The organism is Castellaniella caeni NBRC 101664, assembly GCF_001592225.1.
Taxonomy (GTDB): Bacteria; Pseudomonadota; Gammaproteobacteria; order Burkholderiales; family Burkholderiaceae_B; genus Castellaniella; species Castellaniella caeni.
Map to the genome: position 1 here is coordinate 96046 of NZ_BCWN01000002.1, position 13396 is coordinate 109441.

General features: G+C 63.7%; 16 protein-coding genes. 13 read left to right on the forward strand and 3 right to left on the reverse strand.

What is annotated here, in order from left to right:
- Positions 1-13: 13 nt before the first annotated feature.
- The 5 genes from CCA01S_RS01640 to CCA01S_RS01660 are packed head-to-tail and all read left to right on the forward strand — an operon-like array spanning position 14 to position 3488.
- Positions 14-484 carry a hypothetical protein gene (locus CCA01S_RS01640; protein WP_084386318.1) on the forward strand — a complete coding sequence of 157 codons (471 nt, stop codon included), beginning with the start codon at positions 14-16 and terminating at the stop codon, positions 482-484.
- Positions 485-504: 20 nt separating this feature from the next.
- Positions 505-984 carry a hypothetical protein gene (locus tag CCA01S_RS01645; RefSeq protein WP_066453130.1) on the forward strand — a complete coding sequence of 160 codons (480 nt, stop codon included), beginning with the start codon at positions 505-507 and terminating at the stop codon, positions 982-984.
- A gap of 4 nt (positions 985-988) precedes the next feature.
- Positions 989-1696: a StbB family protein gene (gene stbB, locus CCA01S_RS01650; RefSeq protein WP_232304938.1), complete on the forward strand. Its 708-nt coding sequence runs from the start codon at positions 989-991 to the stop codon at positions 1694-1696.
- Positions 1663-2202, forward strand: a complete 540-nt coding sequence (locus CCA01S_RS01655) for a gamma-glutamyltransferase (RefSeq protein ID WP_232304939.1) — start codon at positions 1663-1665, stop codon at positions 2200-2202. Before stbB ends, CCA01S_RS01655 begins: the two co-directional genes overlap by 34 nt.
- The gene (locus CCA01S_RS01660) at positions 2199-3488 is read left to right on the forward strand and encodes an NAD(P)/FAD-dependent oxidoreductase (protein WP_066453134.1); all 1290 of its coding nucleotides are present in this window, start codon (positions 2199-2201) and stop codon (positions 3486-3488) included. The genes CCA01S_RS01655 and CCA01S_RS01660 overlap by 4 nt, the downstream gene beginning before the upstream one ends.
- Positions 3489-3529: 41 nt before the next feature.
- Here the strand turns inward: CCA01S_RS01660 and CCA01S_RS01665 are convergent, their stop codons facing one another.
- The gene (locus CCA01S_RS01665; RefSeq protein WP_066453136.1) at positions 3530-4429 is read right to left on the reverse strand and encodes a LysR family transcriptional regulator; all 900 of its coding nucleotides are present in this window, start codon (positions 4427-4429) and stop codon (positions 3530-3532) included.
- Positions 4430-4501: 72 nt separating this feature from the next.
- Between CCA01S_RS01665 and dctP the strand changes: the two genes are divergently transcribed.
- From dctP to speB, 4 genes are all read left to right on the forward strand, one after another.
- On the forward strand, positions 4502-5587 hold the full coding sequence (gene dctP / locus CCA01S_RS01670) for a TRAP transporter substrate-binding protein DctP (RefSeq protein ID WP_198149880.1): 1086 nt from the start codon (positions 4502-4504) through the stop codon (positions 5585-5587).
- Positions 5588-5683: 96 nt separating this feature from the next.
- Positions 5684-6277 (forward strand): TRAP transporter small permease, encoded by a 594-nt coding sequence (locus CCA01S_RS01675; RefSeq protein WP_198149881.1) that lies wholly within the window; start codon positions 5684-5686, stop codon positions 6275-6277.
- A gap of 2 nt (positions 6278-6279) precedes the next feature.
- Positions 6280-7560 (forward strand): TRAP transporter large permease, encoded by a 1281-nt coding sequence (locus tag CCA01S_RS01680; RefSeq protein ID WP_066453145.1) that lies wholly within the window; start codon positions 6280-6282, stop codon positions 7558-7560.
- Between the two features lie 60 nt (positions 7561-7620).
- Entirely contained in the window at positions 7621-8592 is a 972-nt protein-coding gene (gene speB, locus CCA01S_RS01685; protein ID WP_066453147.1) for an agmatinase, read from the forward strand.
- A 63-nt stretch (positions 8593-8655) separates the two neighbouring features.
- Here the strand turns inward: speB and CCA01S_RS01690 are convergent, their stop codons facing one another.
- The gene (locus tag CCA01S_RS01690; protein WP_198149883.1) at positions 8656-9402 is read right to left on the reverse strand and encodes a GntR family transcriptional regulator; all 747 of its coding nucleotides are present in this window, start codon (positions 9400-9402) and stop codon (positions 8656-8658) included.
- A 366-nt stretch (positions 9403-9768) separates the two neighbouring features.
- Between CCA01S_RS01690 and CCA01S_RS01695 the strand changes: the two genes are divergently transcribed.
- The 4 genes from CCA01S_RS01695 (at position 9769) to CCA01S_RS01710 (ending at position 12893) form a co-directional block, all read left to right on the forward strand.
- The gene (locus tag CCA01S_RS01695; protein ID WP_066453151.1) at positions 9769-10701 is read left to right on the forward strand and encodes a 2-dehydropantoate 2-reductase; all 933 of its coding nucleotides are present in this window, start codon (positions 9769-9771) and stop codon (positions 10699-10701) included.
- A 57-nt stretch (positions 10702-10758) separates the two neighbouring features.
- Positions 10759-11823, forward strand: coding sequence for a tartrate dehydrogenase (locus tag CCA01S_RS01700; RefSeq protein ID WP_066453153.1), 1065 nt, complete (start codon positions 10759-10761; stop codon positions 11821-11823).
- 56 nt (positions 11824-11879) lie between these two features.
- A complete protein-coding gene (locus CCA01S_RS01705) occupies positions 11880-12314 on the forward strand; it encodes a substrate-binding domain-containing protein (RefSeq protein ID WP_066453155.1) in 435 nt (144 codons plus the stop codon).
- Between the two features lie 132 nt (positions 12315-12446).
- Positions 12447-12893 carry a hypothetical protein gene (locus CCA01S_RS01710; RefSeq protein WP_066453160.1) on the forward strand — a complete coding sequence of 149 codons (447 nt, stop codon included), beginning with the start codon at positions 12447-12449 and terminating at the stop codon, positions 12891-12893.
- Positions 12894-12953: 60 nt separating this feature from the next.
- Here the strand turns inward: CCA01S_RS01710 and CCA01S_RS01715 are convergent, their stop codons facing one another.
- Positions 12954-13382: a hypothetical protein gene (locus tag CCA01S_RS01715; RefSeq protein ID WP_066453166.1), complete on the reverse strand. Its 429-nt coding sequence runs from the start codon at positions 13380-13382 to the stop codon at positions 12954-12956.
- Positions 13383-13396: the final 14 nt, after the last annotated feature.

Genomic DNA, 13396 nt, shown 5'->3' on the forward strand with positions numbered 1-13396 from the left:
CCAAGGAGTTCTCATGTCCCAGAACCCACATGCAAATCTCGATACCCGGATGCTCGCCATTGCCCGCCGCGCTGCCCGTGAAGGCATCGGCGCACTGAGCCTGGGCGAAGCACTGACCGCCGCCCTGGTGCTGGATCGCGGCGACTGGCTGCAGGAACGCGGCTACAACATCGCCGATGCCCTGGACCGGATCGGCGGCGACTGGGCCGCCCGCATCCCGACGGTTGCACGGCAGTTCCAGATGGAGCTGGCCCAGGCCCGGCTGCGCTTTTCGTTCGAGATCGTGCCGCGCGAAGGCGACGGCGAAGGCTACCTGCTGCGCCTGCTCGATCACAACCAGGAAGTCGGCTGCGGGCACTTTCCCGCCCGTGGCCAGTCCGTGCGCTTTGCCGACGACCAATGCGCCTACGACGAAGCTCACGCCGCAGGCCTGGCCTGGCTGGACGGCAAGCAAGCCGCCGTGCTGCCGGCCCTGCATCACTGAATCCTCACCCAAGGCATTTCATGACTGACACCCCGCTCAAACCCGATCCCATCGCCCGTTATCGTGCCGTGCTGGAAAGCCTGGATCCGCGCCTGCGCCAGGCCGCGAAACTGCGGGCGCTCTACCCGCTTATCGAGCCCCAGGTGGCTGCAGGCGTGCCACACGCCGCCATCATGGAGGATCTGGCCGCAGCAGGCCTACCGGTGCGGCACAACACCTACATCACCACACTGCGCCGCTGGCGCAAAGCCAGGCGGCTGGCTGCTGAAGAGACAAGCCAGGCAACCATCACGCTGGCAGTCGAGCCCGACACGACACCCGCCGCCAAACCCACCCCACCGCTGGACGCCATCCAGGGGCGACCCAGCCGCATCCAGACCCCGGGGGATCTACGCAAGATCCGCGACATGCGCATCGACCTCGATGCCCTGCGCCGCGAAGGCCTGGCCAACCGCGCCAAGGCATCGCAAGACACCGAAACCCAACACGACAAGGAATGAAGCCATGAAAGTCGCAGTCCTGAACTACACCGGATCGGTCGGCAAGACCGTTGTCGCCTCGCACCTGCTCGCGCCCCGCATGAACGGCGCCCAGATCTTTGCCGTGGAGTCCACCAACGAAACCGGCGCGGACCTGGGCCTGGAAGTCGATCAACTGCGCGGCGAACACTTCGGCAGGCTCTTTCGAGAACTGCTGACCCGTGACGATGCCATCGTGGACGTGGGGGCCAGCAACATCGAGGATTTTCTGAACCACATGATGCGCTACGAAGGGGCCCACGAGGAAATGAGCTGCTTTGTGCTGCCCGTCATCAACACCGGCAAGGCCCAGCGCGAAACCATCAAGACCGTGGCCGCCCTGGCCGAGCTGGGTGTGGATCCTGAGCGCGTGCGCATCCTGTTCAACCGGGTGGAATCCAGCGTCGAGGATGAGTTCCCCTCGATCCTGGCCTATGCCGCGAAGACTGGCGAAGTGCTGGCCAACCCCAAGGCCGCCATCTACGAAAACGAAGTCTTCGAGCTGCTGGCCGATCTGCGCACCACGCTGGCTGACGTGCTGGCCGACCAGACAGACTACCGGGCACTCTTGAAGGCCACGACATCCGCGGCACAGGGATGCGCATATCCTGGAAACCCGCAGGGGCCACCGAAAACCCCAGCGGCACGACACATATCTCCGTGGTCGACAAGGACGGGATGTGCGCTTCCCTGACCCATACCGCGGCCAACCATTGCGGCGCGAAAGTGGTGTGCCCGCGGACGGGATTCCTGCTGGATGCCGCGATGGGATGGTTCAACGCGGTGCCGGGCGCGGCCAACAGCATCGCCGGCGGCAAACGGCCGCTGGCCAACATGGGGCCGGTGCTGATGACCCGCGACGGCAAGCCCTACGCGGCCCTGGGCGCACCGGGCGGCAGGCGCATCATCGACGCGGTCGTCCAGGTCATCATCAATCTCGTCGAGCGCGACATGTCCCCCGCCGAAGCGCTCCAGGCGCCCCGCATCGATGCCAGCGGCAGTACCCTGCTCATCTCTGAAAGGCTGCGGGACCTGATGCCCGGCCTGGAAAAGGGCCTGGGACCCATCGCCACGGTCGGCGAACAGCATCAGGGCTACGGATACGAGCTTGCCCGTCCGAATCTGGCCCTGAACCGGGAAGGGCAATCGCATGCTGCGGCGGACCCGTTCAGCGAAGCCTACGCGTGGGCAGTGAAATGAGCGATCCTTACACCGAAAAGCCATGGCCACCTTCCCTGTGGAAGGCCACATCGACGGAAAATTTCACCAGCGCAACACTCGATGGGCCCTGCGATGCGGAGGTCGTCATCGTCGGCGCAGGCTATACGGGCTTGTCGACCGCCCTGCATCTTGCCGAAAAGGGAATCAGCACCGTCGTGCTCGAAGCCGAACAGCCCGGCTGGGGCGCTTCCGGCAGGAATGGCGGGCAAGTGATCCCTGGGCTGAAGCACGATCCCGGTGAATTGATCCGGAGGCTGGGCGCGCTCGGCGAAGAAGTCGCCCGTTTCGCCGGGGAAGCCGCCGATGTCGTGTTCGACCTGATTCAAAAATACGACATCCAGTGCGATCCGGTTCGCCAGGGGTGGATACAGAGCGCCCCCTCGGAAAGCGTCTTGCGGCTGGTCCGCAAGCGCTGTGAGGAGTGGGCGCAACGGGGGGCCGACGTCGCCTTGCTCAGCAAGGCCGAAGTCGAGCAGAGGATCGGCTCCGGGCCCTCTGCCGGCGGATGGATCGATCGTCGAGCGGGAAGTGTCCAGCCGCTGGCCTACGCATTTGGGCTTGCACGGGCCGCGCGATCCAAAGGCGCCCGGATTTTCGGCCAGGCCCGGGTGGAGCGGCTGGAAAAACGGGACGGGCAATGGTATGCGCATACCTGCAACGGGCCTACGGTAAAGGCCCCGAAGGTGCTGATTGCAACCAATGCCTACACTGACGACATATGGCCGGGCCTGCACAAAACCATACTGGGCGCGCAGAGCTTCCTGGTCGCCACGCCCCCTTTGCGGGGGGATGCGCGCAGGATACTCCAGGGCGGTGAGGTGACTTCGGATTCACGCAGGCTGCTGATCTACTGCCGGCGAGACCGCGACGGCCGCTTGGTGCTGGGCGGCCGGGGTCCGACCCGCACGCCCACCGACACGTCTCAATGGGCCCACGTGGAAAAAGCCCTGGAACTGATGTTCCCGGGCCTGAAGGGGACTGATTATGAATACCGATGGCAGGGGCGCATCGCGATCACGGCGGACTTCATGCCTCATGTGCACGTACCGGAACCCGGACTGGTCATCGCGCTTGGCTACAACGGAAGGGGCGTCGCGATGGCCACGGCCATGGGGAAATTGATCGCTTCATTCCTGGCGACCGAGGGAAACGCACAGATCGCGTTTCCTGTGACGCCGATCAAGACCATCCCCTTTCACGAGCTCCAGCATTTCTACATGATGGCCGGGATCATGTGGTACCGCCTGCTGGACGCCATTTCCTGAAGCTTCCCGAAAGCCGCCTTCCTGTCGGATCCACCGGGGCGTCACCCGGCATCAGCGAGGCAGCCCAGCACGTCCTGGACGAAAACCGACAGGACGCGCGAATGCGCATCGCCGGTGCGGCTGATCAGATAGAAGGGGACATCGTATTTCAATTCCCCGGGCAGGATGTGCCGCAGTTCCCCTGCCTGCACCCACGCCTGTGCAAAATGGCAGGGAAGGAAACCAATGTATTCCCCGGTCAGGAGCAGCATCAGCCGGGCCTCGGCATTGTCCGCCACCGCCGCGGCCGCGCTGGCCCCGGTCAGCTTCAGATCCTGGCCATGCAGGTATCTGCGCGAAATGACGCGGTATTCCTGCAGCTGTTCCGCCCGTATTTCATCCACGCTGAACAGCGGATGATTCATGCCGCAGTACAGCCCCTGTTCTTCGCGCATGAGCGGCTCGTAGCCCAGCCCCCGGATGCGTTGCGATGAAGGCGCCACCGCCAGGTGCAGCCGCCCTTCCAGCACACCCTGTTCCAGGGCATAGGGCAGGTCGATGTCGATATGGATGCGCAGCTGGTCGGATCGACAGCAGAAGTTCCGCAGCGCGCGGGTAAGCGGCGACACGGGATTCGACAGCATGTTGTCGATCAGCCCCAGCCGCAGTTCGCCCTTCAGGATCTGCGTCAGCGAAGACACGTCCAGGCGAAATTCCTCCACGCTGGAGAGCAGGCGCTGTGTGGCCGCAAACACGGCCTTTCCGTCTTCCGTCAGCCGGAACCCGGCCCTGCCCCGGTCGCACAGGCGCACCCCCAGGCGCGCTTCGAGACTGCTCATGGATTCGCTGATCGCCGACACGCCAAGGCCCAGGACCGATTGCGCCGCCGTGAAGCCGCCGCTTTTGACGACCGTGATGAAGGTGCGCAGGGTCTTGAGATCCGTATCCTGAACCTGGCGCATCGATTACTCCGGAAAACATGGAAGTTAACTTCATGAACTCAAGATAGAACAAAAGTCATACGCTGTCTAGCATTGACTGCAAAAGGCTTCATCCAAACAAGCAGCCAAATCATCTGGCAAACAGCCAGAAACTCAGGAGACAACACCATGAACACTTCGATCTTCAAGAAGGCCCTGCTCGCGGGGTTCGCCAGCCTGCTGCTGTCGGGCACCGCGCTCGCCGAAAACTGGAAGTTCGCAATCGAGGAAATCCCCGGCTCCATCATGGATTCCTATGCGCAGGCCTTCAAGAAACACGTCGAATCCAAGACCAACGGGGAAGTCACCGTCAGCGTCTATCCGCTCGGTGCGCTTGGCACTCCGACGGAAGTGGCCGAACAGACCGCCGATGGCGTGATCCAGTTTTCGAACCTGTCGGTGGGCAACCTGGGCACCCTGGTCCCGGAAAGCCAGATCCTGCTGCTGCCCTACGTCATGCCTTCGGACAGCCAGCAGGCCGACAGGATCCTCGCCGACAGCCCCACGCTGAACCAGGGCCTCGCCAAGTTCTTTGCCGCAAAAGGCCTGAAGCTGGGCGCCCTCTACAGTGAAGGCCCCATGTACTGGACGACGCGCAAGATCGTGCGCACCCCCGCGGACCTGTCCAACCTGAAGGTTCGCGTGATGGTTTCACCCCTGCTCCTGAAAGCCTACGAAGACCTGGGCGCCAGCCCGACGCCGATCTCCTTTGGTGAAGTCTATGGTGCATTGCAGCTGGGCCAGATCGATGCGCAGGTCAACCCGATCCCGGCCATCGAGGAAATGAAGTTCTACGAAGTGACGGACTACCTGATCAATTTTGGCGAACTGAATCTGGTCACGGCCGTCATGGCCAGCGAAGACTGGTACCAGGCGCTGCCGGCCAATCGCAAGCAGCTGGTGGACGAAACGCTCGCGGAAGTGAAGGCCGAAATGCCCGCCATCGTCAAGCGGTTCAACGAAGAACGCTGGGCAGCGATCCAGAAGGCCAAGCCGCAGGTCAAGATGATCGAACTCACCGCCGACGAACGTGCCGTCTTCCGCCAGCGATCGGCGAAGACCCAGGCGGCGGTGTCCGGCCTCGTCGGGAAACAGGGTTCCGAGCTGCTGCAATCGCTGGTGGCCGAGATCGGCAACTGAGGAAATGCCCGCGGCGCGTCCCTGCGCCGCGGGCGATCCATCTGATTCAGGCAGGAGCCGACATTCATGCAGACATCCTCCCCGTCGCAGCAGCCCATGCTGCTGCGGCTCGACCAGGCCATCAACTGGATCGAAGCGGCGATCATCGGACTATCCATGATGATCATGGCCGCCAACACGGTGGCGAACGTCCTGGGCCGCTACGTGTTTTCCCACAGCCTTTATTTTTCAGAGGAACTGAACGAAATCCTGATGGTGACGGTCACCTTCATGGGTCTCGGATACATCACGCGCAACGGCCGCCACATCCGCATGTCCGCGCTCTACGACATGGTCGCGGAACGCCCGCGGCGCTGGCTGATGGTGTTCATCGCGCTGACGACCGCAGCCGCCATGTTCTTCCTCGCCTGGCAGGCGTGGGACTATGTCGCCAAGGTCGCCGCGCGCGGCCGAATGACGCCCGCCATGCAGCTGCCCCTGTGGACCACCTATGTCAGCGTGGTGATCGGGCTCACGCTCACCGGACTGCAGTACCTGTATGCCGCCTGGGCCAATCTCACGCGCAGAAGCGGGGTATGGATTTCCTACTGCGAAACGGATGAGTACGAAGATCCGGAACTCACCGAACTGCTCAACCAGCAGGGTACGGCGCACGCGGCCCGTCCGGACGAACTGCAGGCGGAGGGCTGACCATGTCGATGATGATGCTCATCGTGATGTGCGTGCTGCTGCTCGCCGGCTACCCGATGATGATGCCGCTTCTGGGTGCCACGCTGCTCGCCTTCTTCATCTACCTGCCCGACCTCAGCCTGCAGCAAGTCGTGCAGCAGATGATCGGCGGCGTCAAGCCCTCGGCCCTGGTGGCCGTCCCCATGTTCATCTTCGCGGCCGACATCATCACCAAAGGCCGTTCGGCAGATCGCCTGATCGACCTGGTGATGCGCTTCATGGGCCACCTGCGCGGCGGCCTGGCCATATCGGTGACTTCGGCCTGTGCCCTGTTTGGCGCCGTGTGCGGTTCCACCCAGGCCACCGTCGTGGCCATCGGCGGCCCCATGCGGCCCCGCATGCTCAAGGCCGGCTACCGGGACGACTTCACGATGGGCCTGATCGTGAATGCCGCGGATCTGGCCTACCTCATCCCGCCCTCCATCGGCATGATCGTCTATGGCGTGCTCTCGGGAACGTCCATTTCCGAACTGTTCATCGCCGGGATCGGGCCGGGCCTGGTGATCGTCGCGTTGTTTTCCGCGTGGTGCTGGCATATCGCACGCAGGCAGAACATTCCGGTCCTGCCGCGCGCCACCTGGGCCGAACGGGGGCAGGCGCTGTACCGCGCGCTGTGGCCGCTGGGGTTCCCGGCGATCATCGTGGGCGGCATCTACGGCGGAGTCTTCAGCCCCACCGAAGCCGCCGCCATCTGCGTGCTCTACGCCACCATCCTGGAACTGCTGATCTTCCGGTCCATCCACGTCAGGGATCTATGGATGGTCGCCCTGTCGACCGGCGTCATGACTTCGATCGTCTTCATCCTGATCGCCGCCGGCGCCGCCTTCTCCTGGACGATTTCCTATGCCCAGGTGCCCCAGGCGATCATCGCCGCCGTTGGACTGGACGGTGCCGGGCCGGTCAAGGTCCTGGTTGCGATCAACGTCGCCTTTTTCATCGGCTGCATGTTCGTCGATTCCATCGTCGTCATGCTGATCCTGGTGCCGATCTTTGCCCCCCTGATTGCAGCCGCCAGGCTCGACCCCGTCCTGGTGGGCGTCATCGTGACCATGCAGGTCGCCATCGGCGCCGCCACGCCGCCCTTCGGCGCCAACCTGTTCACGGCGGTCGCCGTCTTCCGCCGCCCCTTCCTAGCGGTGGCGCGCGGCGTGCCGATCTTCATCCTGATCCTTTTGTTCGTCACCGTCCTGACGATGGTGTTCCCGCCCATTGCGCTCGGGTTGCGGGACCTGGCATTCCACTGACACACAACGCCCCCGATGGCCGAAGCCATCCACCCACCCATTTCCTACAGGAGTTGAACCATGGTTGCACACACCCCGATCGGCCCCGTCGAAGCGACGAAAGTGCCCCGTTATGCCGGCCTGGGCACCTTCGTCAGGCTGCCCCAGATCGAATCGGTGCCCGATTATGACGTCGCGATCGTCGGCGTCCCCTTCGACGGCGGCACCTCGTACCGGCCCGGCGCGCGCTTCGGGCCCTCTTCGATCCGCGAAGCCTCGCGCCTGCTGCGTCCCGGCTATCACACCGAACTCGACTGCACGCCCGTCAAGGAACTGCAGTTCGTGGATGCCGGCGACATCGCCTGCACACCCTACAACAACCAGCAGGCCGTCGAGCAGATCGAAGCGGGCGCCAGCAAGCTGGTCGGCAAGGACAAGGCGGTGATCGCAATCGGCGGGGATCACACGATCGCCCTGCCGATGCTGCGCGCCACGACCAAAGTCCACGGCCCCGTTGCCCTGCTGCACTTCGACGCCCACCTGGATACCTGGGGTTCGTACTTCGGCGAACCGCTGAACCACGGCAGCCCCTTCCGGCGCGCCTTCGAAGACGGGCTGCTGATCGAAAACAAGTCCATGCACATCGGCATCCGCGGCCCCGTCTACGATCAGGACGATTTCCTGCGGGATCACGAATTCGGCTTCCAGATCATCCGCTGCACCGATCTGGACCGGGAAGGCGTGCCTGCGGCGATCCAGCGCGTGCGCGACCGCCTCGGCGACACCCCGGTCTACCTGTCGATCGACATCGATGTGCTGGACCCGGCCTATGCGCCCGGCACCGGAACGCCGGAATGCGGCGGCATGCATTCGCGCGAAATCCTGCAGCTGCTGCGCGGCCTGGCGGGCCTGAATTTCGTCGGCGCCGACGTGGTCGAAGTGGCTCCGGCCTATGACAATGCGGAAGTCACGTCGCTGGCAGCGGCGACGCTCGTCTTCGACATCATGGGCCTGATCGCGCACAACCTGAACCGGAACCAGGCTGCGAAATAAGCATCCGGATGGCACACCCGGGCGGCGCAGCCGGCCGGGTGTGCCCCGGGATCCCGGATTTCGTCAGAGCAGCCCGAGCACCATGGTCTCAGTCGAGGCCGAGTGGCTTTCCAGCAGCTTCTTCAGCTTCTGCGCATCGCGATCCCGCAAGGCTTTGAAAATGGCCTCGTGTTCCAGGTACCTGTCGTTCATGGCGCTGTTCGTCGAACTCGAGCCCATGCGATACAGGTAGGCGATGATCTGGGCCTGCAACTGCACCTGGGCGTACAGCCGATCCAGCGTCGGATTGCGCGCGCAGGCCACGATGGCCGCATGAAACCGGACATTGCTGCGCACGTAGCGCGCCAGGTCGCGGCGCAGGCTGCCCGATTCCTGTCCGGACCATTTCAGCTCGGCGAGCAGGCCTTCGATGTGGCGCAGATCCTCGTCCGTCACGTTGCGCACCGCTTCATCGACGGCAAAGTCCTCGAGCGTGCGGCGCAGGGCAAACAGCTGCCTGGCCGTCCGGGCGTCGATGTCGTTGACGGTGGTGCCGCTGCGCCCGGCCACGGACAACAGGCCTTCCGATTCCAGCCGGGCAATGGCTTCCTTGACCGGGGTTCGTCCCAGCGAAAGCCTTTCCGCCAATAACGAGACCGACGTCCGCTCGCCCAGGCGCAACTGATACGAAAGGATCAGATCGATGATCGCATCGTAGGCCTGATCCGCCAGCGATGCCCGATCTTTCTGAAATGAATCGAAGGCACTCGTGCCCGTCGGTTCCTCGTCGCCCTTCGAACGCATGATGGTATCCAGCTGATTCATGGTCATGTTGTGTCGCCGCTCCGTGCTCTGCCAGCCGGCCACCCAGCGTGATCGCCTTCCGAGGCCGCATCATATAACGAAATCCGGTTCGTACAAACCTGGGCGGCCCCGCCTGCGGACGGCTCGGCGCCTTCCATCATACCGGATCGGATCCGCTTACATAACGAAATGAAATTCTTTGTTGACATGTCAGTGCGATATGGCAAAAATAAACATCAAGGCGATTGTATCGCTCACCCGGTCAAAGCCGCAACGGATACGAGCCACATCGGATACGAGCCGCAACGAATACGCCAAGGGCTGACGGCGCAGCCACCACGAACGCGCGCTGCCAGGCCGGCAAGATTTTTTCTCATTTCATCAGGAGCAGTCATGAAGATTCTGGTTCTCGGCGCAGGGGGCCTGGGTGGGTACTTCGGCGGACGCCTCGCGCAGGCTGGAGCCGATGTCACTTTTCTCGTGCGCAAGCACCGCCAGGAACTGCTGGCGGCCCACGGCTTGCGCATCCGAAGCAAGTTCGGCGATTACAGCGGCCCGGTGAAGACAGCCCTGGAACACGAGGTGGCCGGCACCCCATGGGATGTCATCATCCTCAGCTGCAAGGCCTACGACCTGGATTCCGCCATCGAGACCATCCGGCCGGCAGTGGGCGCCAAGACCGCCGTGCTGCCGCTGCTGAATGGCGTGCGCCACCTGCAGCACCTCAATGACGTCTTCGGCAAGACCCATGTTCTGGGAGGCCTCGCGAAGATCGTCTCCATGGTGGATGCGGAAGGCATCGTGCATCACCTGAACGACTGGTGCGCCATCACCTTTGGCGAACAGGACGGCCGCATCAGCGAACGCGTCACCCGGCTGCAGGCGCTCTTCCCCGCCGATTCCGTCAAGGCATCGGCCGTGCCCGACATCCAGCAGAAGATGTGGGAAAAGTTCGTGCACCTGGCCACCGTGGCGGGCATCGCCAGCCTGATGCGCGCCAGTGTCGGGGAAATCGCCCGCGTGCCCGGCGGCACGGAACTGCTCATCCACTTTCTCGAAAGCAACGCGGCCGTCGCCAAGGCCGAAGGCCACCCCATCCCGGAAAGCTTCCTGAAGGAATACCGGGACCTGTTCCACGACCAGCAATTGCCGTACGTGCCCTCGCTGCTGCGCGACGTCGAGCGGCACAACCGCTGCGAGGGGGACCACATCCTCGGGCACATGCTTGCCCTGGTGAACAAGCACCACATGGAGCCCACGCTCCATGAACTCATCCACATGAACCTGCAGACCTACGAAGTGCGCCGGCAGGCGGGACGGTTCTGAGACTGGCGGTTGGCCGATGCGATACTTTGCAAGAGTAGGTGCCTTTAAGGGTAAGTCATGAATGAAAAACGCTATAGCATCGCCTTGATCGCCGGTGACGGCATTGGTCGCGAGGTCGTTCCGGAAGGCGTGCGGGTCCTGGAGGCCGTCGGCCGGAAATACGGCTTCTCGTTCGATTGGACCGAACTGCCGTGGTCCTGCGAATACTATCGCCAGCACGGCCACATGATGCCCAAGGACGGGCTGGACCGCCTGCGCGCCATGGATGCGATCTACCTGGGCGCCGTGGGCTACCCGGGCGTGCCCGACCACGTGTCGCTGTGGGGGCTGCTCATCCCGATCCGCCAGCAGTTCCAGCAATACGTCAACCTGCGCCCGGTCCAGCTGCTGCCCGGCGTCCAGTCCCCCTTGCGCAACGCGCAGCCCGGGGACATCGACATGCTGATCGTGCGCGAAAACACCGAAGGGGAATATTCCAGCATCGGTGAGCGGGTGGGCATGGGCTCGCCCGAAGAACGGGTGACCCAGCAAAGCGTCTTCACGCGCAAGGGCGTCGACCGCATCCTCCACTACGCGTTCCAGCGCGCGCGCGAACGGCGCAAGCACGTCACGAGCGCCACGAAATCCAACGGCATTGCCTTTGCCATGCCCTATTGGGACGAACGCTTCCGCGACATCGCCGCCCAGTACCCCGACGTCAAAGCCGACCAATACCACATCGACAACCTGTGCGCGCAATTCGTGCGCGACCCGGGGCGGTTCGACGTCGTCGTCGCCTCCAACCTGTTCGGCGACATCCTGTCCGACCTGGGCCCGGCGTGCACGGGCACCATTGCCATCGCCCCGGGCGGCAACATCAACCCGGAGCGGGCACATCCGTCGATGTTCGAACCCGTGCACGGCTCGGCGCCCGACATCGCCGGCAAGGGCATTGCAAACCCGATCGGGCAGATCTGGTCCGGCTCGATGATGCTGGCGCATCTGGGCGAGGCACAGGCCTCGGCCGATGTCTTCGACGCCATCCGGGCCGTGGTGCGCAGCGGTCCGAAGACGCCCGACATGGGCGGCAAGGCGGCCACCACAGAGGTCACGGATTACCTGCTGCAGGCCCTCGCCCCGTAAGGGACCCCGCGGGACACCCGCCCACCCACTGCCAATCGAGTCACCCTGAATCGACCATGCCCCCGGAAACGCTCCATATCCTCTGCGCCGGCGCCTGCCAATCGCTGCTCAACCAGATCCGCCCGCGGCTGGCGGCCGTCCCCATCCAGGTCGAGTTCGGCCCGGTCGGGCGGCTGTCGGACCTGCTGCGCTCCGGCAGCGCAGCCGACGTGCTGCTGACCTCACGCCGGGCGCTGGGCGCCCTGGTGGGCGAAGGCTATGTGGACGCGGCGTCCATACAGACCGTGGGGCGGGTACCGACCTCGATCGCGGCGCGCGCGGGCGCCCCCGGCGCCGCCCTGGTGGCGGCCACCCAGGACCCCGGCCGGTTCGCCGATGCCTTGCTGAGTATTGACCACCTCTATCTGCCCGACACCCGCCGGGCGACGGCGGGCATCCATATGCGTCAAGTATTCGAGGCCCTGGGCGTGGCCGAGGCGGTCACGCGGTAATCATCCCTTTAAACCGCAGCGACCATGCGCGGATTTCCCAGCTGAGCAACCGGCACGCCTTGCGCGCCCTGGCCCAGCCTGTGGATCGGCAGATGAATGCAGCCTTTGCGGCGCTCTTTGCCTGATCCCGCCATGGACACGCTCCAGACCCCAGGCCCGGCCCCGGGCCACGCCCGCACCAAGCTCGACTTGCTGTACCACGAGGTGCTGGGCGAAGTCGCCAGCCTCGTGGATCGGCTGGAAACCGTCAGCACAAGCCTGGATGCTGCCCAACAGCAGATCCAGACCGTGGTCGACACCCAGCAGGTCCTGCCCCAGCAACTGGCCCGGCATCTCACGACCACACTGGAGGCCACCGCCAAGCCCATCCACCAGCAGCACCAACAAGCCATCCAGGCCATGCTGGATGCGACCAGCACCCGATTGGATCACCTGGCCCAGGAGGCAGCCCGGTGTGCCCGCATCACGCACCGAGCCGCCCGACGCATGGCACTCATCGCCGTGGTCATTGGCGGTGCCTCTGGTGTGCTGGGCGGGCTGCTGGCTGGCCTGGCGCTGGGCCAGTGGCTGATCCCCTGACTCCACGAAGGCAACCATGTCTACCCTCGCCTCCCAGCGCACCGCCGCATTCTTATCAACTTACTCAGACGGCTGCCCTTCCGCACGGCAATCATCGGCCAAGCTCCAAGTCGTATCCCCCGGACGCTTGATCCATAAATCTCGCCAGGCATTTCTGCTGGTCCCAGTAATTTTGTTTGCAAGTGAGCCCGGTGTAGTTGGTTTTCCATCAAACATAACCTGATCGCCATCAACAGCAGCGTAGTGGTACTGCCCCTTGTATTGCATGCGGATCTCAGTACCACTAGGCAAAAACAAGCTTTTCCACTGAAACCCATGTGTAGCACTCTGGTGCAGAAGCTCCGGCTTCGAGTCCGCATTTGCCATCCAGTAATCAATAGCGTCCGAGACCACCTGCACCGGGTCCCGACCGTCCTTCTTTGCCTCTAAGAACTCCGCTAACTCCAGAAACAACGAGGTAGAAACAGGAATCGAAATTTGCGTATTCATACGTTTTACTCCTT